Genomic DNA, 21,864 nt, shown 5'->3' with positions numbered 1-21,864 from the left:
TTAAGCCACCTGAAGGGACGTTTAAGACTAAGACGTTGATAGGCTGGGTGTGTAAGTGCAGCGATGCATTGAGCTAACCAGTACTAATGACCCGAGAGGCTTAACCTTACAACACCAAAGGTGTTTTTGATTTGAGAGACAGGTTCGAGAGAGTAGATTTTCAGCGGAATGTTCCTAGATTGGTTCGTATGGCGGCGCGGGGTGAGAAACCCTGATGCGCTGCGGTACGGATGAAACAGAATTTGCCTGGCGGCACTAGCGCGGTGGTCCCACCTGACCCCATGCCGAACTCAGAAGTGAAACGCCGTAGCGCCGATGGTAGTGTGGGGTCTCCCCATGCGAGAGTAGGGAACTGCCAGGCATCAAATTTGTAAAGTTTGCTTTAAGTAAACTGTTATAAGAATAAGCGTGCTGATATGGCTCAGTTGGTAGAGCGCACCCTTGGTAAGGGTGAGGTCCCCAGTTCGACTCTGGGTATCAGCACCAGTAATAAGCGTAGAGTTCGGTAAATTACAGAATTTGCCTGGCGGCACTAGCGCGGTGGTCCCACCTGACCCCATGCCGAACTCAGAAGTGAAACGCCGTAGCGCCGATGGTAGTGTGGGGTCTCCCCATGCGAGAGTAGGGAACTGCCAGGCATCAAATAAGACAAAAGCCCTGCACAATGTGCAGGGCTTTTGTCTTTTCTGCGTTTGATAAGCCTTTGATTAAAGATGCGATATTCAAAAAAGCCAATCCCTCAGGATTGGCTTTTCTTATTTCTGCGCTTATACATTAGTGATTTGAACTTTGGGAAATCCCGATACCAGTTTGGGACCGCACAAATTGAGGATAGAAGCGTTCTCTCTCTTTCTGTCCTTCAAGTGAATTGTCTGTAATTGAGAAGAACCAGGTACCAACAAAAGCAACAATCATTGAGAACAGCGCAGGGTATTCGTAAGGATAAATCGGCTTGGTATGCCCTAAGATCTGAACCCAGATTGTGGGCCCGAGAATCATTAGTATGACTGCCGTAAGCAATCCGAGCCATCCACCTATCATAGCCCCCCGCGTTGTCAGCTTAGACCAGTACATCGAGAGCAGAATAATGGGGAAATTGCAGCTAGCAGCAATAGAGAAAGCTAATCCTACCATGAAGGCAATGTTCTGTTTTTCAAAAAGAATGCCCAATGCAATAGCAACAATACCCAGTAGGAAAACGGTGATTTTCGAAACCCTTAACTCATCCCGTTCTGTCGCTTTACCGTCTTTGATGACACTGGCATACAGATCATGAGATACGGCTGAAGCACCTGCCAACGTTAAGCCTGCGACAACCGCTAAGATCGTTGCAAAAGCCACGGCAGAGATAAAGCCGAGGAAGAAGCTCCCACCGACCGCATCCGCTAAATGCACGGCAGCCATATTATTGCCGCCGAGTAATATGCCGCTGGCGTCTTTAAACGCCGGGTTTGAGCTGACCAGGACGATAGCGCCGAAACCGATAATAAAAGTCAAAATGTAGAAGTAGCCGATAAAACCAGTGGCGTAGAACACGCTTTTTCTGGCTTCTTTGGCATCATTCACGGTGAAGAAACGCATCAGGATATGCGGTAAACCGGCGGTGCCAAACATCAGTGCGAGCCCCAGAGACAGCGCAGATATCGGATCTGAAACTAATCCTCCCGGACTCATTATTGCAATCCCTTTAGAATGGACAGCAACCGCCTGAGTGAAGAGCGTATTGAAGTTGAAGCCTACAGATCTCATGACCATGATCGCCATGAATGTCGCGCCAGCCAGCAACAGAATAGCTTTGATGATTTGTACCCAAGTTGTCGCCAGCATCCCGCCAAACAACACGTAGAGCACCATCAGGATACCTACCAGGATCACCGCGACATGATAGTTAAGCCCAAACAATAGCTGGATTAACTTACCGGCACCGACCATTTGTGCGATCAGATAAAGCGCGACAACCACCAGCGAACCGCAAGCTGAAAGCAGCCGGATAGGTTTTTGTTTCAACCGATATGACGCGACATCGGCGAAGGTATATTTCCCTAAGTTACGCAGGCGTTCGGCAATCAGGAATAAAATAATCGGCCAGCCGATCAGGAAACCGATGGAATAAATCAGGCCATCATAACCTGATGTATAAACCAGTGCGGAGATACCCAGGAAAGAAGCGGCAGACATGAAATCGCCGGCAATCGCCATACCGTTTTGCAGGCCAGTGATGCGGCCGCCAGCGGTATAGTAGTCCTGACGAGAGCGGGTACGCTTTGCTGCCCAATAAGTGATGTATAAGGTCGCGCCAACAAACAGCACAAACATGACGATAGCTTCAACGTTAAGAGGCTGACGTTTAACTTCCCCGGCGATGCCCTCCGCAGCAAATAAACTGGACGGGAAAACGAGGGATAACATCAATAACAGAAACGTGCCGCAGCGTGCCATCATGGCTGCACCTCGCGGATAATGTCTGCTGTCAGACGGTCAAATTCGCCATTTGCACGAACGACATAAATCCCGGTCAGTACGAATGAAATAACGATCAGCCCAACGCCTACGGGAATGCCACGGGTAATGGTGGCACCGTCATAAAGAGGTGTTCCCAGCCACTGCGGATCGAACGCAATCAATAAAATGAAAGCGACATACAGAACCAGGGTGATGCCTGACAGTAGCCAGGCAAAACGACTGCGTTTTTGCACCAGTTCCCTGAAGCGCGGATTACTTACAACTCTCTGATAAATGAGATCATTCATCTCAGTGACTCCTGTGAGGCATTGATAGAGTTCACCGCGCCAGGGCGGTGAAAAATTATGACGGCACTTTCATTGATTGTTTTTCTTCCAGCAATTTATCGACTACGCCTGGATCCGCCAGCGTAGAGGTATCTCCCAGATTGCTTGTGTCTCCGGCTGCAATTTTGCGCAGAATGCGACGCATAATTTTGCCGGAACGGGTTTTTGGCAACGAATCTGTCCAGTGAAGAATGTCAGGTGTGGCAATGGACCCTATCTCTTTACGCACCCAGTTGCGTACTTCGGTATAGAGTTCCGGTGACGGTTCTTCGCCGTGATTCAGTGTGATGTAGGCATAAATAGCCTGACCTTTAATGTTATGTGGAATACCCACAACGGCAGCTTCTGCGATTTTAGGATGAGAAACTAATGCTGACTCAATTTCAGCCGTCCCAAGACGATGGCCAGAAATATTAAGCACGTCATCAACACGGCCGGTTATCCAGTAATAACCATCTTCGTCACGGCGCGCACCGTCACCACTAAAGTACATATTTTTAAATGTAGAAAAATAGGTCTGCTCGAAACGCTCATGGTCACCGAAAAGAGTTCGTGCCTGGCCTGGCCACGAATCAGTGATCACCAGATTACCCTCACACGCCCCCTCCTGCGGAACGCCTTCGTTATCTACCAGAGCAGGCTGAACACCGAAGAACGGACGTGTTGCCGACCCTGCTTTGAGCTCAGTGGCACCCGGCAGCGGGGTTATCATGAAACCGCCGGTTTCTGTTTGCCACCAGGTGTCGACGATCGGGCATTGGCTGTTACCGATAGTTTTGTAGTACCACTCCCACGCTTCCGGGTTAATCGGTTCGCCAACCGACCCCATGACCCGCAGTGACTCACGGCGGGTGCCTTCAATAGCTTTATCCCCTTCAGCCATGAGTGCACGGATCGCCGTAGGTGCGGTATACAGGATATTCACCTTATGCTTATCAATTACCTGTGCCATACGGGCTGGTGTCGGATAATTGGGGACACCTTCAAACATCAGGCTGATGGCCCCGCATGCCAACGGGCCGTAGAGCAAATAACTGTGGCCCGTTACCCAGCCGACATCGGCCGTACACCAGTAGATGTCGCCGTCATGGTAGTCAAAGGTGTATTTGAACGTCAGGGCGGCATAGACCAGATACCCTCCCGTGGTATGCAATACGCCTTTCGGTTTACCCGTAGAACCGGAGGTATAAAGAATGAAAAGCGGATCTTCTGCTTTCATTTCTTCGGGCGGACAATCTGCAGAAACGCCTTCAATCGCATCATGCCACCAGATGTCACGCCCCTCTTTCCATTCCCCCTGTTTGCCGGTACGTTTGAAAATGATGGAATGTGTGATGCTGGTAACCGCCGGATTCTTCAGCGCATCATCCACATTTTGTTTCAGTGGAATGGTACGTCCGGCGCGCAGGCCTTCGTCAGCGGTAATGACCAGCCTGGCGTTGGAATCTATAATGCGACCGGCAACGGCTTCCGGGGAGAAACCGGCGAAGATAACGGAATGTACGGCACCGATACGGGCACAGGCCAGCATCGCGACAGCGGCTTCCGGTACCATGGGCATGTAAATAGCGACAACATCCCCTTTTTTAATGCCCAAACTCTTTAAGACATTCGCGAACTGGCAAACATCATGATGAAGCTGTTTGTAGGTAACGTATTTGTTTTCAACTTTTGGGTCATCACCTTCCCAAATCAATGCGGTCTGCTCACCTTTGTCGGCTAAATGACGATCCAGACAGTTGGCTGCGAGATTCAGGGTGCCATCCTCAAACCACCGGATATCGACATTTCCCGGCGCAAATGAAGTGTTTTTCACTTTTGTGAAAGGTTTAATCCAGTCGAGTACTTTGGCCTGTTCCCCCCAAAATGCATCAGGGTCCTCAACAGACTGTTGATAATATTGCTGATATTTCTCAGGTGTGATCAGGGTACGCTCTGCCACAGAGGCAGGAATAGGGTGCTTATAAACATGGCTCATGGTTTTCTCCTTTAATTTGTTAATGATATGTCAATCAAAGGTTAAGTGTAGTTTGCGGTATGGCTTTGTTTGTTTTCTGGGGGGCAGATCACGCAAGCGGAGAAAAAACAGCAGGATATATTCATCCGACATGCGGAGCAGTCCACATAAGTCTGGAGAGAAGAGAAATAGCGGGAAAGGTTAAAAATAATGATTTTTAATGTAATTAAAGAGTTAAATAAAGCTTAACCTGAGCTCTGACAGGGGGATTTTCTTATCGATTACGGAACATTTAATATCAAATATTTTAACTTCTGAGTTAATTTCCTTTCATAAACCTCATGTTTAAAGATTAATCTGAGATTAAAATTCTTAATATTGCCAATTGACAAATTATTATAACGTTAAATTAAAAATATCAGTATATTGATCTGGCAAGAGAGGGGTGCTCTCTTCGGTACAGCGAAAAATATCGCTTAAAAGCTGCTTAACGCTTAATAGCTACCGTTAAATCTCAAGGACTCATTATGTTTAACGCCAAAAAAAAGACACTGATTATCGCTTTATCTGCCTTTATTTCTGTATCGGCTTTTGCGGATGATACTACACCTCCGACAGGAACCGATCAGGGTTCAGGCCGTATTCACTTTACCGGGACGGTGATTAATGCACCTTGCTCAATTGCAGCAGGTGATGAAGACATTAATGTAAACATGGGACAGGTTGCGAATAAGGTGCTCGAAAGCGGCAATAAATACTCTCAAAATGTGAATTACACTATTCATTTGCAGGATTGCAATCTGACCGCACAGACTGCGGGCGCAGTGGAATATCCGGCGATGTCCAAAGTTGCCGTTTCTTTTGCCGGTACGCCTGACAGCAGTGCCTCCGAATTACTGGCTAACACCGGCAGTGCAAAGGGTGCGGGCATCCGCCTGATTGACGCCAACGGTGACCTGCTCAAAGTGGGTGACACCTCGAAAGATATAAACCTGGTCACAGGGAATAATGAGTTGGTATTTGCCGCCCGTGTGGAAGCTAACTCTCAGCCTGTTTCAACAGGTACGATCGTTTCTCAGGCGACTTACGCGCTGAATTACAAATAAATATCGCTGCTATTTAGGGGAGTTCTCTCCCCTTTATTTTTTCGGTTGTGCCCGCACCGGGGAATGGTGTGGATGACTATTTTCGTAAGAAGTGATTTTATTATGTCGTTTGCGATGAATAGAACATCGGCTGAAATGAAGAGTGCCTTATGGTTTATTTTTCTTCTGTCGGGATGCTTTATTTCAGTCAGAAGCTTCGCAGTGGAATTTAACGTTAACTTCATTGATTCTGCCGATCGCAATAATGTCGATCTTTCACGATTTCAGGTTGCTGATTATATCGCGCCCGGCGAATACCTGCTGGATGTGGTGCTCAATGGTCGCACGCTCGGCGAACAAAGCGTGATTCACTATGTTCCCGCTGCGGATAAGAAAAACAGCCGTCTGTGTTTACCGCCTTCACTGGTAGATAAATTCGATCTCACCAAATACGCGCGCGAAAAACTGACTTTGTGGCATCACGGCAAATGCACATCACTCGATCAGCAGCAGGAAGTCACTGCACGTTACGATCAGGAAAGACAAACGCTGAACATCAGCATTCCGCAGGCCTGGCTGACCTTTCATGATCAAAACTGGGTGCCGCCTTCGCAGTGGGATGATGGCGTCAACGGTGCATTACTCGATTACAATCTGCTCGGCAGCAAATACATGCCGCAGTCTGGCGACAGCACCACCAGTTTCAGCAGTTACGGCACCACCGGTTTTAACTTCGGGCCGTGGCGTGCCCGTGCCGATTATCAATATTCTTCGTCGCGTACAGCAGGCACGCCGGCCAGTGATAAGTTCACCTGGACGCAGACTTATTTGTACCGCGCACTGCCTTCTATTGGCGCACGCCTGACCGGCGGGCAGACCTATTTCAGTTCAGATATTTTCGATTCATTCCGTTTTCTCGGGGTTTCGCTCAACAGCGATCAGCGTATGTTGCCGCCGTCGCTGCGAGGGTATGCGCCGCAGGTTACGGGCATCGCCAAAACCAATGCCAAAGTGAGCATCAGTCAAAACGGGCGGGTGATCTATCAGACCAACGTGTCACCGGGTCCCTTTGTCGTTCAGGATCTGACCGAAGCGGTACAGGGCGCACTGGACGTCAAAATTGAAGAAGAAAATGGCAGCGTGACGACTTATCAGGTGACCACCGCGACCATTCCGTTTTTGACCCGCAAAGGTCAGGTACGTTTCAAAACCGCAATGGGCAAACCGACCACCGGCAGCAGCAATCACGTCTTACAGCCGGGTTTTTACAGCGGCGAAATGTCCTGGGGGGCGCTGAATGATTTCTCGTTGTATGGCGGTCTGATCACCACCACCGGGAATTATCAGGCGCAGGCCATCGGTGTTGGGCAAAACTTGCAAAAACTCGGCGCCGTGTCTTTTGATGTTACGCGTTCCTCGGCAACCGTGCCGGTGGCAGGGAAACAAACCGGACTGAGTTACCGCGCCAACTATTCCAAGCGGTTTGACTCGACCGGCAGTCAGATTACGTTTGCCGGATATCGCTTCTCGGAGAAAACGTTTATGTCGTTCAGCCAGTTCCTGGACAAGGTAAATGGTGACGGTTACTCCCGCGATGACAAACAAACATACACCGTGACGGCCAATCAGTACCTGTCCTGGCCCGCCATCACGCTCTATCTCTCGGCGACGCACAAAGTCTACTGGAATGAGAGTGCGAGTAATAATTACAGCGTATCGGTCAGCAAGATTTTCGATATCGGCCGCTTTACCGGCATCTCAGCCACCTTTTCCGCCAGCAAGCTGAATTACCGTGATACCGATGAGAACCAGATGTTTCTGTCGTTCAGTTTGCCGCTGTCGTCAGGGCAGCAAATCAGTTACGACGCCCAGCAGGATTCGCAAAGTGGTTTCTCGCAAACGGCGTCGTATTACAACAGCCAGGATCCGAACAATAGCTGGCGTGTGGGCGCGGGCGGGAGCAGCCCGGATCTGCAAAAAGGCAACGGCGTGTTCCGCGCCAACTACCAGCACATGTCGCCGTACGGCCAGTTTGGCGCGAACGGCAGCGTGAAAAATAACGATTACCGCTCGGTGAACGCCAACTGGTATGGCTCGTTTACCGCGACGGCTGCGGGTGCAGCATTGCATCAGAGCAGCGCAGGCAGCGAGCCACGCATGATGGTGTCGGCTGGCGTAAAAGGCATTCCGATCAGCGACGGTGCGTCAGTCACCAACGATTACGGTATTGCAGTCGTGAACGGCGTGTCCAGCTACCAGACCTCCGATATCCGTGTTGATGTGAACCACTTGCCGGACGACGTGGAAGTTTACAACTCGGTGGTCAGCAAAACCCTGACGGAAGGTGCAATAGGCTTTCGCAAAATCCGCGCCATTAAGGGCGAACGGCTGATGGCAGTGATCCGCCTTAAAGATGGCAGTTACCCGCCGCTGGGCGCTGCCGTAACGGACAACAGTTCAGGTTTTGAGGCGGGGCTTGTCGGCGACGGCGGTCTGGCTTATCTGGCCGGGGTCTCAGGAGAGAAATCTTTGACCGTCCACTGGGGAGACGAACAGCAGTGTCAGATTCAGGTACTGCCGCAGCCCGTTACCCGCTCAGGGCAGGTATTGCTGCCATGCACTTAATCTTTGAACAACAATTTCACCCAAACAGCTCAGGGAAGGAATAACAGGATGAACAAGCATTTATTACGGTTTTGGGCAACATTACTGCTGATGACGGGGGCCGCTTATCCGGTTTTTGCTGCCGTTAATCTGGACCGGACGCGCATCATTTATAACGCCAGTGATAAATCCGTCAGCGTAATGCTGGAAAACCAAAGCAAAGATTTACCGTATCTGGCGCAGGTCTGGCTGGAGAATGCACAAGGCGAAAAAATCACTTCGCCGCTGGTGGCGTTACCGCCAATGCAGCGTATTGATGCAGGTCAGAAAAGCCAGATCCGCATTCTGCAGTTACCTGAAACCGCCGGTCTGCCGAAAGATCGCGAATCCCTTTTTTACTTTAACGTGCGTGAAGTGCCGCCAAAAAGTGATATGGCAAACGTGATGCAGGTGGCGATCCAAAGTCGGGTGAAGCTGTTTTTCCGTCCGGCGGAAATAAGAAGTCTGGTGAAAGGCAACTGGCAGGAGCAACTGCAGGTTAGCCGTCTCAGTGACGGATTAAAACTGACCAATCCGACGCCGTTTTATATCACCGTTGGCTATCTGGGCAAAGATAACAAAGGCAATATTCCCGGTTTTGACAGTGTAATGCTGGCACCGCTTTCCACGGAAAATCTTATTGGTGGTCAGTATGTTAGCCAGCAATACAGCCTGGGTTACATGGATGATTACGGCGGATTGCAGGTAAATGAGTACCGCTGCCAGACCCAACAATGTCAGCGCATCAGCAAAGACGCGAAACATTAAGGAGTGGTGATGGCTGGTATTTGCAGATTTCAGGCAGGCCGGATGATATTGCTCCTGCTGCTGTTATTTTTTTCCCGTAGCGTGCTGGCGCTCGATTGTGTCGAGAAAGGTAGCGGAATAGTCGACAAACCGGCCATTCCTGTCGGGCAATTGGCGATCCCGGCCAACGTGCCGCCAGGAACGAAAGTCTGGGAATCCAATGACATCAATGTCACGGCCTATTGCGACAATGTGCTGGGCTCGATCATCGACGTCGTACACTTCTACTTTAATCCTAAATCCCAGTCGATTGGCGAGGGGTTACTGCTTGGTGTCAGTTATAACGGGCAGGATCTGGAGCAGAACGAACAGCGACTGAGCACCAACAGCACACCCATCAAGAAAGGGCAGAATGTGACGGTGAATGTCACATTCCGTTTGTATATCAAAGTCAGCGGGAATGCGCCTTCCGGCGGGCATTATCAGGGAGCTGATCAGTTCACGGTATTCCAGCTCGATGGCAGCCGCGGTATCAACAAAACGCCGGGTGCAAAAAACCTCAAATACAACTTATCGGGTTTACAGGGGATCCGTTTTCTGGCCTGTGGCTCTGATCTGAAAGTTTATCCTGAGTCACAGATTGTCGATTTCGGTGCAATTCAAAGTACAACGTTGTCCCGATCGTCCGGCGTTTCACTGCCGTTTGCTATTAAAGCGGTAAAACAAGGGTGCCTGGATAACTTCTCACTGCAGGCGGAATTTTCTACCGCCAGCCCGTTGCTGGATAACACGGCAATTGACCTCGCCAATGGCGCGAAGCTGATGCTCTACAACGACCAGGATAAGGCCATCACGTTCAACCGCTACGATAACTTTGCGGAACTAAACAATGTGAATGAAGTGACTAAAAACTTTACAGCAAAACTGAGTGCGATCCCGGGAAAAACACTTTCTCTCGGGCAGTTTGATGCGTCGGTGATCGTCAAGATCAACTATTACTGACGCCAGCTTAAAAAGGGAGAACGATATGCTAAGAACGGCAAAATTGCGGGCGCAGGCACTCGAGGAACCGGTTTATTCGGCTCAGGCGCCGGAACTTATCGCAGAAACTCAAATTCACGCCTTGCTGCAAACACTGCGTGAAGATGCAGGGCTGAGTAAAACAGAGCTGGCCAGGCGGCTTGGCGTCACGCCACCCGCCATTACCCGCCTTGAAAAGCGGCCGGCGCAGGCCAGTTTTTGCACCTTGTCTCGTTATGCGCAGGCCTGCGGGTTTCAACTGTACCTTTACTATAAATAGATGACGTGCTGGCATCAGGTTGTATTTAAATACCTTTTTTGAAGACGCACAGCGTAACCGGAGACTGATTGCTTTCAATCAACAGGGTGTTATCGTCATATTTCTTCAGTGCCAGTGTATCAGTGTGGCCGGTCAGAAAAAAACTGTTCATCAGCAGAAGAGACGACATTTTCCAGTCCATATTGTCTACACTGTCGATATTTATCTGGGTACTGGTGAGCGAATATGTGCCGGAGGATTTGCCTTCGTGAATGTAGTCATAATAAATATTCCTCAGCAGTGTTTTTCGTTGTGTAATATTCCCTTGTTTGTCATATAAATAACCTGTTCCACTCAGTGAAACTAAAATTTTGTGTCCGTCAAGAAAACTGAAGTAGAGAGTCGTTACCATTTTGGCTCTCTGATTATCATATTGTGCTTCTACAATCATATTTCCACGACACGGGATGTTAACCGGAAATACCTTCCTGTCATTCTTCACCCAATAACCTTGTAAGATTAAAATCAATATTACGATTGCAGGAAGTAAAGGCAGGATAATAATCTTATTTTCCCGGATGTTGAATTTTTTATCACTGGTCATGCGTGGTCCTGTCATTTGTATAATAGCTTATGCAAATGTCAGCCTTGTGATTATCGTCTGTAATGCACTGCGCCATGAAATCCCGGACTGAACCCGTATTGACAGGCGAAGTAAAACGCTCGCTTTGAAAAATGAAAATGTTCCCCGGTTTACATTTAATATTATTTTTATGCAGAAAACTCTCTGCCAGCTGAATAAACTCGAGCTTGCGGGATACAATTACAGGCACAGTTGAATACAAATCACAGACACCTATTTTGGCAACTTTCAGCTCCGTTTTCGGATCACGCACTTCATAGTACAGAATGAGAAATGCACTCAGAGTCAGGGCTGTCGTCACCAGGAGGCTTATCATCAGATCATGGCGGAGCTTCTTTTTAGGCTTGTCGGATTCTTTTTTTACCGTTAGGGGCAGTACTGCCGGCACGCTGATTTCTCCCTCCGGCATCGCTTCTGTCAGCCCAACTTCCGGCGCTGTTTTGAACTCCCTGTTATGAACGGGTTCCGGAGAAAGGTCATGTGTGAAATATGGTTCAATAATGATTTCTTTGCGAATAGTAAAGCCAACCTTAGGAACGGTAACGATGAATTCGTCAGGATAACCTAATGTCACCATCGCTTTGCGTAATTTACTGATGCAATGGTTAAGATTGTTATTACTTGCTGTCAGTCCATAGTCTTCCCAAACTTTTTTGAAAAAAATCTCACGCTCTACAACAATACCCTGCTGTTCTATTAACAATAATAATATTCTGCGAGCAGGGTTAGAAACGGCAATCTGGTTTTCTGAATCACCCGGTAATGAAAGTGAGTTATCTTCAGGGTTGAAGACTATATGATTTTCAATCAGATAATTCATGTGTATTTTACGCCTCCCTATTGAGAATATCCTGCTCACACACATGTTCATGTAATGAGAACAATGTGTGCCCTGCGCATATGTTTCATTTATATCCCACGCGACAGGGCAGCCAGTATAAACCGTTCAATTCTAAAAACAGATTTCTGTCGTAAATGTTTACAGAGCAATGGTGTGTCATCTGAGGGTAGGAGGCACAGGGCGAAGGAATATAAATCACCTACAGATTTTTAGTAGTACGTGATTTTTTTATAATTACCGCAGATACTGGCTAACAATGTCAATGTGTCGCTCAGCGAAGTCAACAGAGATACGGGCTCCCAGCGGAAGCGTTAACATCGGATGGGTATGACAGCAGTCGAAGCCATCAACCAGCGGAATATCTTGCCCGTTAAGCACTTCCAGCAGTACGTCAGCAGGTTGCCTTGCAGATCCTGCATCATCGAACAGTTCATGTTTACCGAGCAGAATGGCACTTACACGGTCGAAAATCCCGTTCAGTTTCAGCATAGAAAAAGAGCGTTCAACGGTAGCGATATCATGCAGGCTGTCTTCGATAAATAAAATATCGCCCTGACGGATTTCAGGCATATAAGGGCTGCCCCAGATGCCCGACATCGTATTCAGATTACCCCCGATGACACGCCCCTCAATACGGCCTTTGCCCAGGAAACGGCAGGTATTGGCGTATAACGTTTTTGCCCTGACCGGTATGACATCATTCCAGTTGAGCTTTTCGTCCGTCCAGTGCTGCGGTAAAGCATAACGGTAAGGCTCTGAGTGGTGCGTCATCAGAATGTCCGAAAAAGACGCGTAGGTTTCGTTAACCAGTGGCGGGAATTCGCCAAAAGAAGCCACCAGCGCCGGGCCGTAAAAGGTGATTAACCCGGTTTGCGCATAAATTCCGGCCAGCAAAGCAGTCGTGTCGGAATAACCAATGATGATTTTCGGGTCGGCACGCAGCGCATCATAATCCAGATAAGGTAAAAGGGAGTTTGTGTTGTTACCGCCAATTGTCGACATCACACAACGCACCTGCGGATCACGGATCAACTGATTCAGTTCTTCAGCGCGAGCCTGAATGGAGCCGGAACGATAGTGATCATATTGGCCGGTCATTGTGCCCGCTTTCAGCACAAATCCTTTGTCTTCAAGGAATTTCTTCCCGCGCAAATAACGGTTGGGCGCGGTGGCAGTCACCGGTGATGAGGCAGAGAAAAAACCAATAGTGTCGCCGGCTTTTAATGCAGGGGGGAACAGCGTAAGTTCTGACGAAAGCATTTTACATCCTATAAATCTGCTCAATGTTCAACCCGCAATGTATCAATTCAATTGCAGGTTGAACAGGGCATACAGGATAAAACCGGAGGATTAATGACCGGTTGCGATTTCTTCCGGCGGTGCTTTTTTGCCAAATAATTCCGTCACTTTGCTCTGGCGTACCAGAATAGCCATTGCAATCACTCCAACGATCGCCAGACCGCTTGAGAGGATGAAGGCTGTCTGATAACCCCCGCCGTACTGGATTAAAAATCCGGTGATACTCGGGGATAAAATCCCGGCCAGATTCGCCAGTAAATGCACAAAACCGCCCGCCGTTCCGATACGGTGCGCCGGAACGATATCCTGCAACAATGACCAGCATGCCTGTGGCGTCATATAAGCAAAAATACTGGCGACTGTAATCAGCGCTACGGCGCCTGCGGTGTTGCGGGTATAAGCCGTCATCAGCACACAACCGGCAGCCACAATCAGACCTGCGAAAATCACCGCTTTACGTGAGAAGAGAAAATTCCCGCTACGTCGGAAAAGAATATCGGCGACGATCCCGCCCCCGATGAAACCCGCGGTTGCACCCAGCCAGGGCAAAATACCGATAATACTCATGCTCTTAATATCGAGATGCTGGAAATCAGTGAGATAGCTTGGTAGCCATGACAGGAAGAAATACTGGATATAGTTGAAACAGAAAAAGGCCGCAGCCACACCCAGCACCGGTTTGGAAAATACGTAATACCACAGGCTGTGTGCATCTTTTTCTCTGATATCGTTGGTGATCGGTGTTGCGGGGCGATCACGGGTAATCAGACGTTTTTCCTCCTCTGATACTTGCGGATGCTGTTCTGGTTTATCACGAAAAAAAGTCATCCACGCTGCAAGCCAGACAAAGCCCAGCGCGGCAATCACCACGAAGGCAATACGCCAGCCAAAATGCAGACCGACCAGCCCGACAATCGGCGCGGCGATGGCCGCCCCCAACGGTTGACCCGCGTTGGTAAAACCGACCGCGCGGCCCACTTCTTTGCGCGGAAACCAGTTAGAAATCGACTTGTTGGTGGTGGTCCCCATCGGGCCTTCGCCGATACCAAACATGACGCGCACGACCAGCAAATGCGCGAAACTGTTCACCAGCGCGGTTGCACCGCAAAATATTGACCAGAATGCGGCAGCGAAGGCGAAGACTTTGCGCGGACCAAATTTGTCTGCACTCCACCCGCCAATAAAGCAAAACAGGCAGTAGCCGATAAAGAAGGCGCTGAACAAAATCCCCATTTGAGCATCATTGATGTGCAGGTCACCCTTGATCAGGGGGGCCATTACCGATAGCGCTGCGCGGTCCAGATAATTGAGCATGCCGGCAAAGAACAGTAACAGGGCGATCACGACACGATAATTGGATTTACGCATGAGCGGCTCCGGCAGTCAGAGAAAGGGTTTTCGAGCTGATGAGATACTTCTTGATGACGGAAAGTGACGGCTCAAAGCCCAGCCCCGGTATGTCCGGCAACCGCATATAGGGTTCGAAATTCAGTTGTGAATAAAGCGCGTCTTGCCACTGTATGTAAGGCACTTCCAGGCTTACACTGTCATCGAGCATAGCGACCAGTTGGGCTGTGGCCATCAGGCCGGCACCATAATAAAAACAGTGCGGCACAACCCGGATTTGGTATTGCTCAGCCAGAGTAAATACTTTCAACATGGCAGTGATACCGCCGACTTTACTGACACTGGGCTGTGCGATATCGATTGCGCCGCGTTCGAAATGTTCGGCGAAGCCTTGCACGCCTGCTGCATTCTCGCCAGCAGCAATACGCGTTCCTTGTTTTCGAACTTCCGCCAGGCCGGCTAAATCATCCGGTGGCCAGACCGGCTCTTCCAGCCAGCCCAGATTAAGAGACAGCAAAGCCTGTGCCTTTTTCACTGCCTCCTCCACGGTCCAGGGGCAGTTCACATCGATCATCAGTTCAGCATCTGCAGGTAATATTTCTCTGGCAGCGGCAATGGCCGGATAAGCCGTTTCATGCAGCTTAATGGCGCGGAATCCCGCCCGATAAGTACTCAGCACTTTTGCCGCTACCCGTTCAGGATGGTTACCATAACTGACCAGGCTGGCATAAATGCCGATTTTTTGACGTTTTGCGCCCAGCATTTGCCAAAGCGGCTGTTCCCGCCATTTCGCCAGTAAATCCCACAGCGCAATATCAACAGCGGAAAGGGCAAATATCACGGGACCGGTTCGCCCGAAAGCATGAAAGTTAACCTCGGCCTGCTGCATCAGTACGGCAATTTCCTGCGGGCTTTGCGGGCAGGTTTGGCCGAGGAAAAAACGCCCAACCAGATCGTTCAGCGCAGTTTCGGTCATGGGATTACAAAGATGTCCGAAACCTTCTCCCCAACCGTGCAGACCTGTGTCAGTCGTGATTTTTACCAACAACGTTTCCATCCTGCTGAGTTCGGGAGACGCTGCGTTATAAGCCTCGGTCTGAGTCCCTTGTATTTTTTCCCTGCCGCTGCTGAACGGGATAGCAACGCGCAATACCTCAATCCTGATTATTTTCATGAGATGTTCCTGTTTTTGTAGGGCTGTGAGGATACTTATCAGCCTAAGTAAACAGTCTAAAACGCGGGAATATGGCCGTTAACGGACGTCGGCCTAACTTTTAAGCAGGATTAATCGGGAATTTTGGGCAAATGAATAAAGAAGTGAGAAGCAAGTCACGAAAGTGAGACTTTGACGTTTAGCGGAAAGCAAAAAACCCGCCATAGGCGGGTTCTTCTAAATATGGTGCCCGGACTCGGAATCGAACCAAGGACACAGGGATTTTCAATCCCTTGCTCTACCGACTGAGCTATCCGGGCAACGGGGCGCATTAAACCGTATCGGGCATGTGCCGTCAACGGCTTTGTCGTCTAAAACACATAAAAGACGTTTGTTTGCTGACTTTTCATGCAAAAAGGATGAAATCGTCGGGTAGCGAAAGGGGTAAGTCAGGAAAGTGCACCATGTTCACGGCAGCGGGCGATATTTAGAACATCCTCTGCCAGACGGCGTGCGACTTCCACATCGTTTAGCTGGCGCTTCACCAGCAGTTTACTCAGACACCCTTCGAGGATCAGTTCCATCTGCTGAGCGACCATTTGTGCATCATCCGAGCCCATTTCCTGTAAAAGCGACAAGGTGTAGTCGTAGGAGGCTCGTTTTTGCTGCTGAGCCAACTGATGAATAGGTGCATCGCTGTCAGGGAAAAACGTACAGGCTGCGATAAACAGACATCCCGGATAGCGCTGCTGCCGTACCTGCTCATCCAGTACCTTATAACGAGCCAGCAATTTCTGTGGCGCGGAAAGCGATTCATCCAGCATCAGCTGACGACGCCAGATATCAATCTGCTCACCGTGATAACGCAGGCTGTCATAAAGCAGGGCTTCGGCATCCGGCCAGAAACGGCGTAATTCGATGAGCGGAACATCAACCAGCTCGGCGACAGTTTCCAGTGACAATGTTGCAAGGCCACGTTGTTCCAGGAAATTAAGGGTTTTATCGAGAACTTGTTCACGTAGCACGTTTGCCTCCTCACAATTCGCGTACTTCAAAATGTAGTGTCGTTTACGGGCGGGCTTTCTGCAAATGCGTGCTGAATTCCTTCGCATTCATAAAACCCGTAACCCGCGACTGTGGCAACTCATGACCATCCGGCCCGAAGAATATAATTGTCGGCAGGCCAAGAACATTCAGACGAGTTAGTAACGCTTTCTGCTCAGGAGAATTTTGGGTGACATCCGCCTGGAGTAATAAAGTGTCCGACAGTTCATTCTGCACTTCTGGTGCCGGGAAGGTATACTTTTCGAACTCTTTACAGGCTACGCACCAGTCGGCGTATAAATCCAACATGACACGTTTTCCCTCCGCGCCCTGAAGGGCGGTATCCAGTTGCGCCACGTTATGAATTTTCTGGAAACTGAGTGCATGTGTCTGTGTCATTGTATTTTCCGCGGGTGCAAATGCCCAGTCCTGCAACGGCCGGCTGATGATCAGTACTGCAGCAAGAAACACAATTTGCAGGATGCGTACCACCCCAAGGTGACTTTTCAGGCTGAGCAGCAATGCCCAGCCGAAGAAGGCCATGCCGAGCAGGCTCCACAAACGCAACCCCCAGACATCGCCAGTCACACGTTCGAGCAGGAATACCGGCAGCGCCAGAATGACAAAGCCAAACCCTTCCTTAACATATTGCATCCACGGCCCGCTTCGGGGCAGCAATTTATTGCCGAACATCGTGGCGATGATAAGCGGAATACCCATACCCAGCGCATAGAGATAGAGCGTGCCTGCACCAGACAGCAGATTGCCGCTCTGGGCGATATACAGCAGGATAGCGCTGAGTGGCGCGGTGGTGCAGGGAGAACAAATCAGTCCGGCCAGTGCGCCCATAATAAAGACGCCGGGCAGTGAACCGCCTTTTTGTTCATTGCTCCACAGCGCGAGACGGGTCTGCACCGAAGAAGGCAATTGCAGGCTGAAGACGCCAAACATCGACAAGGCCAGCGCAATGAATATCATCGAAAGTACAATCAGCACCCACGGGCTCTGTAACGCGGCCTGGAACTGTAAACCGGCTGCGGCGACGACCATGCCGAGCAGCGTGTAAGTCAGCGCCATGCCCTGCACGTAAACCAGCGACAGCAGGAAAATGCGTTTCATGCTGTGAGGGCGCTTACGCCCGAGTATGATGCCGGAAATCAGCGGATACATCGGCAGAACACAGGGCGTAAAGGCAATCCCAATGCCGATCAGCAATGCCCACAGCGGAGAAAACGGCAGTGGTGTGGATAGCTTTTCGGGTGTCGCGATAACCGGTGCGATATCCGGTGCAGGCATGATGACACGCGTCGGTTCGGCGACGGCATTCAGCGGCACTTCACGGGTTTCCGGCGGGTAGCAGAATCCTGCGGCGGCGCACCCCTGGTAAGTCACACGAACAGTCGCATCAGCGCTGGCCTGTCGCAACGGAACCGTCAGGTTCAGGGCATTTTCATAAACTTCGCTGTCACCGAAAAATTCATCATGATGATCACGTCCTTTTGGCATCAGGAATGCTGCCAGCCGGGCATTTTTGGGCTCCAGCTCAATTTTGCTGCGATACAAATAGTATCCGTCACGGATTTGCCAGTTCAGTTTGAGATCGTGCCCTTGCTGCTGAAAATCAAAGCTGAATGCCTGATCGACGGGTACAAACTGCGCCGCGGCGGGTTTGCCAAATAAAGAGGCATTCGCCTGAAACGGCAAAAGACACAGGCTGCAAAGCAGGAAGAAAATTCGAAGAATGCGGTGATCCATGCGGAGTACAGTTCTCTTTGTCGCGGCAGATGAACAGCCACTGAGTGAATCGACAGAAGATGCGCACGGCGTCATGCCATCGCGCGTTGATGAATTGTGAGTATACCCTGACCAATCGCTGAGCAGAAAGTCCCGCAGTGCTTAACAGGGGCCGCAGCCCCCGGAAAACTGTCAGAGAATAATACTGCCGAAACCGAATCCGAAAAGTACCGCGAGGAATACGCCAATGGTGCCGGGGATAAAGAACGGATGGTTGAAAACGAAGCGCCCGATGCGGGTGGTGCCGGTGTCATCCATCTGCACGGCGGCAACCAGTGTCGGGTAAGTGGGCAGAATGAACAAACCTGACACGGCAGCAAATGAACCTACGGCAGTCAGGGGGGATACACTCAGCGCCAGGGCCATCGGCAGCAGGGCTTTGGTGGTGGCGGCCTGCGAATACAACAGCGCTGAACTGAAGAAGAAGATCACTGCCAGCAGCCACGGATGTACCTGGATCAATCCGCCCGCCGTTTCTTTGATCCAACTGAGATTGGCCTGCACAAAGGTGTCACCCAGCCAGGCCACACCGAGAATACAAATACAGGCGCTCATGCCGGATTTGAATGTGCTGGATGTCAGAATGGCGTCGGTATCAATACTGCACAGCAAGGTGATTAGTGTGGCGACACTGAGCATGATAATCAGGATGGCACTGTTAGTGGTCATCACAGGTTGCGCGACCCAGCCCAGGCTAGGGCTGTTAATGACCGCATAAGCGACCACCGTCAGGACGCCGAGCAGGAACAGCAATACCGAAAGTTTGGCGCCGCGTTTGATTTCCAGCGCTTTATTACCACGCAGTTGGATCAGGCCTTCTTCATACCGTTTGAGATAAACCGGGTCATTGGACAGTTTCGAGTCAAAGCACGCGCTGACAATCAGTGACATCAGGATCACTGCGGCCAGCGTGGACGGAATCATCACCATCAGCAGATGCAAATAACTGACGCCGTGACCTTCCATGGTGGAAGCCATGTACACCACTGCGGCAGAAATCGGCGAGGCAGTAATTGCTATCTGGGCAGCAACTACGGCGGTGGAAAGCGGGCGACAGGGTTTAATCCCTTGCTCTTTGGCGACTTCAGAAATAACCGGTAATGCTGACAGTGAAATGTTGCCAGTGCCCGCCATAATCGTCAGAAAATAGGTGACAACAGGTGCGAGGAGGGTGATGTGTTTGGGATTTCGGCGCAGCAATTTTTCGGTTTGTTGCACCAGATAATCCATCCCGCCAGCCACCTGCATGGTCGAGATCGCGGCGATCACGGCCATGATGATGGAGATGACGTCAAAGGGGATAGTTCCCGGTTTAACGCCTATCAGGGCGAGCACCAGAACGCCAAGCCCGCCCGCGAAACCAATGCCGATGCCGCCTAAGCGCGCACCGAGGAAAATCGCCGCCAGTACGATAATAAATTCGATAATTAACATGGTTGTCCGTCCCTATTCCCCGCATTCCTTAAGGAATTGATAATTAATTGTTGTGTAATTGTTGTGTCGTGCAAAGTAAAAAGGCCCGCTGTTCCGCAGAACAACGAGCCTCAAAAGGTCAGCAGTGAAATCTGTTACTGTTCATTTTCATCGGTATAGCGTTTGGCTTTGTAGGCCGGATGTTTCAGGTTTTCGATAGAGAAAATATCGTCCAGCTCCGCCTCTGTCAGCAGGCCACGTTCGAGCACCACCTCTCTGACGCTCTTACCGGTTTCAGCACAAATCTTGCCGACGATATCGCCGTTGTGATGGCCGATGAACGGGTTAAGGTAGGTGACGATGCCGATTGAATTGAAAACGTAGAATTCACACACTTCTTTGTTGGCAGTAATACCGTTGATGCATTTTTCCAGCAGATTGTAACAGGCGTTAGTCAGGATATGCACTGACTCAAACATCGCCTGACCAATTACCGGTTCCATCACGTTCAGCTGCAACTGGCCTGCTTCAGCCGCCATCGTGACGCAAACGTCGTTACCGATGACTTTAAAACACACCTGATTCACTACTTCAGGGATCACCGGGTTCACTTTGGCCGGCATAATGGATGAGCCCGCCTGCAATTCCGGCAGGTTAATTTCGTTTAAACCCGCGCGCGGTCCGGAAGAAAGCAGACGCAGGTCATTACAGATTTTAGAAAGCTTCACGGCCAGGCGTTTCAGTGAGCTGTGGACCATCACGTACGCGCCACAGTCTGAGGTCGCTTCAATCAGATCTTCTGCCGGTACGCAGGCCAGATTGCTGACTTCTGCCAGCTTTTCTACCGCCAGTTGTTGATAACCTTCTGGTGTATTCAGGCGTGTACCGATTGCCGTCGCCCCGAGGTTGACTTCGAGCAGTAATTCGCCGGTGCGCATCAGGTTGCGGGTTTCTTCTTTGAGCAGCACGTTAAACGCGTGGAATTCCTGACCGAGCGTCATCGGAACGGCGTCCTGCAACTGTGTGCGGCCCATCTTGATGATGTTTTCAAATTCTTTCGCTTTACGCTCAAAACCATCCCCTAACTGGGAAATAGCATCAACCAGCTTTAGCAAAGACGCGTACACGGCGATACGAAAACCGGTCGGGTAGGCATCATTGGTCGACTGGCATTTGTTCAGATGATCATTTGGATTGAGGAACTGGTAATCGCCTTTCTGGTGTCCCATCAGTTCAAGACCGATGTTCGCCAGCACTTCATTCGTGTTCATATTTACCGAGGTTCCCGCGCCGCCCTGATACACGTCGATAGGGAACTGGTCCATGCATTTGCCTTTATCAAGCACTTCGTCGCACGCCTGAATAATGATATCCGCAATATGGCGTGGAATGGTGCGCAGTTCTTTGTTAGCAAGAGCCGCAGCCTTTTTCACCATCACCATGCCACGAACAAACTCAGGGACATCGCTGATCTTGGTGTTGCTGATGTAGAAGTTTTCAATCGCCCGCAGGGTGTGAATGCCGTAATAAGCTTCTGCCGGAACTTCGCGCGTGCCCAGCAGGTCTTCCTCGATACGAATGGTGTTTGACATGAGAACCTTCTCTTCGGTACAGAATGTGTTATGCGATGTTTAAAATTATGTTACTTGCCGTGATAAATTTAAAACGATCAACCGTTGTTTTAGCAACGAAGGCGATCATATGCTGCTCCAGATGAATTGCACGTACTAAGATCACTATCCTGCCCTATTAGTGTGCATGTTTTTAGTATCTGTGAGAATTCTCACAATTCATTTACCGGCTCAATTAAATCAAGCCCGGTGCTTGAAA

The 21,864-nt window shown here is 50.0% G+C and carries 17 protein-coding genes, 2 tRNA genes and 3 rRNA genes; 9 read left to right on the top strand and 13 right to left on the bottom strand.

Going from position 1 to position 21,864, the window contains the following annotated elements:
* From EVX52_RS16220 to rrf (EVX52_RS16205), 4 genes are all read left to right on the top strand, one after another.
* Window positions 1–108, top strand: a 23S ribosomal RNA gene (locus EVX52_RS16220); the annotation flags it as partial.
* Between the two features lie 137 nt (window positions 109–245).
* Window positions 246–361 (top strand): 5S ribosomal RNA (gene rrf, locus EVX52_RS16215).
* Between the two features lie 49 nt (window positions 362–410).
* Window positions 411–486 (top strand) — tRNA-Thr (locus EVX52_RS16210).
* A gap of 36 nt (window positions 487–522) precedes the next feature.
* Window positions 523–638: ribosomal RNA gene (rrf, locus tag EVX52_RS16205) — 5S ribosomal RNA — on the top strand.
* A gap of 136 nt (window positions 639–774) precedes the next feature.
* Here the strand turns inward: rrf (EVX52_RS16205) and actP are convergent.
* Genes actP through acs form a run of 3 tightly spaced genes read right to left on the bottom strand, consistent with a single transcriptional unit; the run spans window position 775 to window position 4,767 of the window.
* Window positions 775–2,409 (bottom strand): cation/acetate symporter ActP, encoded by a 1,635-nt coding sequence (actP, locus tag EVX52_RS16200; RefSeq protein ID WP_205952671.1) that lies wholly within the window; start codon window positions 2,407–2,409, stop codon window positions 775–777.
* Between the two features lie 29 nt (window positions 2,410–2,438).
* A complete protein-coding gene (locus tag EVX52_RS16195) occupies window positions 2,439–2,750 on the bottom strand; it encodes a DUF485 domain-containing protein (protein WP_129954186.1) in 312 nt (103 codons plus the stop codon).
* A 55-nt stretch (window positions 2,751–2,805) separates the two neighbouring features.
* Window positions 2,806–4,767 carry an acetate--CoA ligase gene (gene acs, locus EVX52_RS16190; protein ID WP_129991651.1) on the bottom strand — a complete coding sequence of 654 codons (1,962 nt, stop codon included), beginning with the start codon at window positions 4,765–4,767 and terminating at the stop codon, window positions 2,806–2,808.
* A 506-nt stretch (window positions 4,768–5,273) separates the two neighbouring features.
* Between acs and EVX52_RS16185 the strand changes: the two genes are divergently transcribed.
* The 5 genes from EVX52_RS16185 (at window position 5,274) to EVX52_RS16165 (ending at window position 10,521) form a co-directional block, all read left to right on the top strand.
* Window positions 5,274–5,852, top strand: coding sequence for a fimbrial protein (locus EVX52_RS16185; RefSeq protein ID WP_129954190.1), 579 nt, complete (start codon window positions 5,274–5,276; stop codon window positions 5,850–5,852).
* Between the two features lie 201 nt (window positions 5,853–6,053).
* A complete protein-coding gene (locus EVX52_RS16180; protein ID WP_240783476.1) occupies window positions 6,054–8,456 on the top strand; it encodes a fimbria/pilus outer membrane usher protein in 2,403 nt (800 codons plus the stop codon).
* 48 nt (window positions 8,457–8,504) lie between these two features.
* Window positions 8,505–9,242: a molecular chaperone gene (locus EVX52_RS16175; RefSeq protein ID WP_129954192.1), complete on the top strand. Its 738-nt coding sequence runs from the start codon at window positions 8,505–8,507 to the stop codon at window positions 9,240–9,242.
* A 9-nt stretch (window positions 9,243–9,251) separates the two neighbouring features.
* Entirely contained in the window at window positions 9,252–10,223 is a 972-nt protein-coding gene (locus EVX52_RS16170; protein ID WP_129954194.1) for a fimbrial protein, read from the top strand.
* Window positions 10,224–10,248: 25 nt separating this feature from the next.
* Entirely contained in the window at window positions 10,249–10,521 is a 273-nt protein-coding gene (locus EVX52_RS16165) for a helix-turn-helix domain-containing protein (RefSeq protein ID WP_129954196.1), read from the top strand.
* A gap of 25 nt (window positions 10,522–10,546) precedes the next feature.
* On the opposite strand, the gene EVX52_RS16160 is transcribed toward EVX52_RS16165, so the two are convergent.
* The 10 genes from EVX52_RS16160 to aspA form a co-directional block, all read right to left on the bottom strand.
* The gene (locus EVX52_RS16160) at window positions 10,547–11,104 is read right to left on the bottom strand and encodes a FidL-like protein (RefSeq protein WP_129954198.1); all 558 of its coding nucleotides are present in this window, start codon (window positions 11,102–11,104) and stop codon (window positions 10,547–10,549) included.
* A complete protein-coding gene (locus EVX52_RS16155; protein ID WP_129991658.1) occupies window positions 11,094–11,969 on the bottom strand; it encodes a winged helix-turn-helix domain-containing protein in 876 nt (291 codons plus the stop codon). The genes EVX52_RS16160 and EVX52_RS16155 overlap by 11 nt, the downstream gene beginning before the upstream one ends.
* Before the next feature lie 249 nt (window positions 11,970–12,218).
* Complete coding sequence (locus EVX52_RS16150) at window positions 12,219–13,244, bottom strand: S66 peptidase family protein (RefSeq protein ID WP_129954202.1); 1,026 nt, start codon at window positions 13,242–13,244, stop codon at window positions 12,219–12,221.
* A 90-nt stretch (window positions 13,245–13,334) separates the two neighbouring features.
* Entirely contained in the window at window positions 13,335–14,651 is a 1,317-nt protein-coding gene (locus EVX52_RS16145; RefSeq protein ID WP_129954204.1) for an MFS transporter, read from the bottom strand.
* On the bottom strand, window positions 14,644–15,804 hold the full coding sequence (locus EVX52_RS16140) for a mandelate racemase/muconate lactonizing enzyme family protein (protein WP_129991650.1): 1,161 nt from the start codon (window positions 15,802–15,804) through the stop codon (window positions 14,644–14,646). The genes EVX52_RS16145 and EVX52_RS16140 overlap by 8 nt, the downstream gene beginning before the upstream one ends.
* 223 nt (window positions 15,805–16,027) lie before the next feature.
* Window positions 16,028–16,103 (bottom strand) — tRNA-Phe (locus tag EVX52_RS16135).
* Between the two features lie 129 nt (window positions 16,104–16,232).
* Complete coding sequence (locus tag EVX52_RS16130; protein ID WP_129954208.1) at window positions 16,233–16,808, bottom strand: transcriptional regulator; 576 nt, start codon at window positions 16,806–16,808, stop codon at window positions 16,233–16,235.
* A 43-nt stretch (window positions 16,809–16,851) separates the two neighbouring features.
* Window positions 16,852–18,582, bottom strand: a complete 1,731-nt coding sequence (locus EVX52_RS16125) for a protein-disulfide reductase DsbD (RefSeq protein WP_129991649.1) — start codon at window positions 18,580–18,582, stop codon at window positions 16,852–16,854.
* A 171-nt stretch (window positions 18,583–18,753) separates the two neighbouring features.
* Window positions 18,754–20,055, bottom strand: a complete 1,302-nt coding sequence (locus EVX52_RS16120) for an anaerobic C4-dicarboxylate transporter (RefSeq protein WP_129954212.1) — start codon at window positions 20,053–20,055, stop codon at window positions 18,754–18,756.
* A gap of 134 nt (window positions 20,056–20,189) precedes the next feature.
* Window positions 20,190–21,626 (bottom strand): aspartate ammonia-lyase, encoded by a 1,437-nt coding sequence (gene aspA, locus EVX52_RS16115; RefSeq protein ID WP_014333637.1) that lies wholly within the window; start codon window positions 21,624–21,626, stop codon window positions 20,190–20,192.
* Window positions 21,627–21,864: the final 238 nt, after the last annotated feature.

The organism is Rahnella sp. CFA14(1/10), from assembly GCF_004195095.1.
In the GTDB taxonomy this organism is placed as follows: Bacteria; Pseudomonadota; Gammaproteobacteria; order Enterobacterales; family Enterobacteriaceae; genus Rahnella; species Rahnella perminowiae.
This window is presented reverse-complemented; position numbering and strand designations above follow the sequence as displayed.

Coding starts and splice junctions, on each gene's coding strand:
- EVX52_RS16165 (WP_129954196.1), top strand. CDS start 10,249: ATGCTAAGAACGGCAAAATTGCGGGCGCAGGCACTCGAGGAACCGGTT.
- actP (WP_205952671.1), bottom strand. CDS start 2,409: ATGTTATCCCTCGTTTTCCCGTCCAGTTTATTTGCTGCGGAGGGCATC.
- EVX52_RS16140 (WP_129991650.1), bottom strand. CDS start 15,804: ATGAAAATAATCAGGATTGAGGTATTGCGCGTTGCTATCCCGTTCAGC.
- EVX52_RS16195 (WP_129954186.1), bottom strand. CDS start 2,750: ATGAATGATCTCATTTATCAGAGAGTTGTAAGTAATCCGCGCTTCAGG.
- EVX52_RS16170 (WP_129954194.1), top strand. CDS start 9,252: ATGGCTGGTATTTGCAGATTTCAGGCAGGCCGGATGATATTGCTCCTG.
- EVX52_RS16120 (WP_129954212.1), bottom strand. CDS start 20,055: ATGTTAATTATCGAATTTATTATCGTACTGGCGGCGATTTTCCTCGGT.
- EVX52_RS16125 (WP_129991649.1), bottom strand. CDS start 18,582: ATGGATCACCGCATTCTTCGAATTTTCTTCCTGCTTTGCAGCCTGTGT.
- EVX52_RS16160 (WP_129954198.1), bottom strand. CDS start 11,104: ATGACCAGTGATAAAAAATTCAACATCCGGGAAAATAAGATTATTATC.
- aspA (WP_014333637.1), bottom strand. CDS start 21,626: ATGTCAAACACCATTCGTATCGAGGAAGACCTGCTGGGCACGCGCGAA.
- EVX52_RS16175 (WP_129954192.1), top strand. CDS start 8,505: ATGAACAAGCATTTATTACGGTTTTGGGCAACATTACTGCTGATGACG.
- acs (WP_129991651.1), bottom strand. CDS start 4,767: ATGAGCCATGTTTATAAGCACCCTATTCCTGCCTCTGTGGCAGAGCGT.
- EVX52_RS16145 (WP_129954204.1), bottom strand. CDS start 14,651: ATGCGTAAATCCAATTATCGTGTCGTGATCGCCCTGTTACTGTTCTTT.
- EVX52_RS16185 (WP_129954190.1), top strand. CDS start 5,274: ATGTTTAACGCCAAAAAAAAGACACTGATTATCGCTTTATCTGCCTTT.
- EVX52_RS16150 (WP_129954202.1), bottom strand. CDS start 13,244: ATGCTTTCGTCAGAACTTACGCTGTTCCCCCCTGCATTAAAAGCCGGC.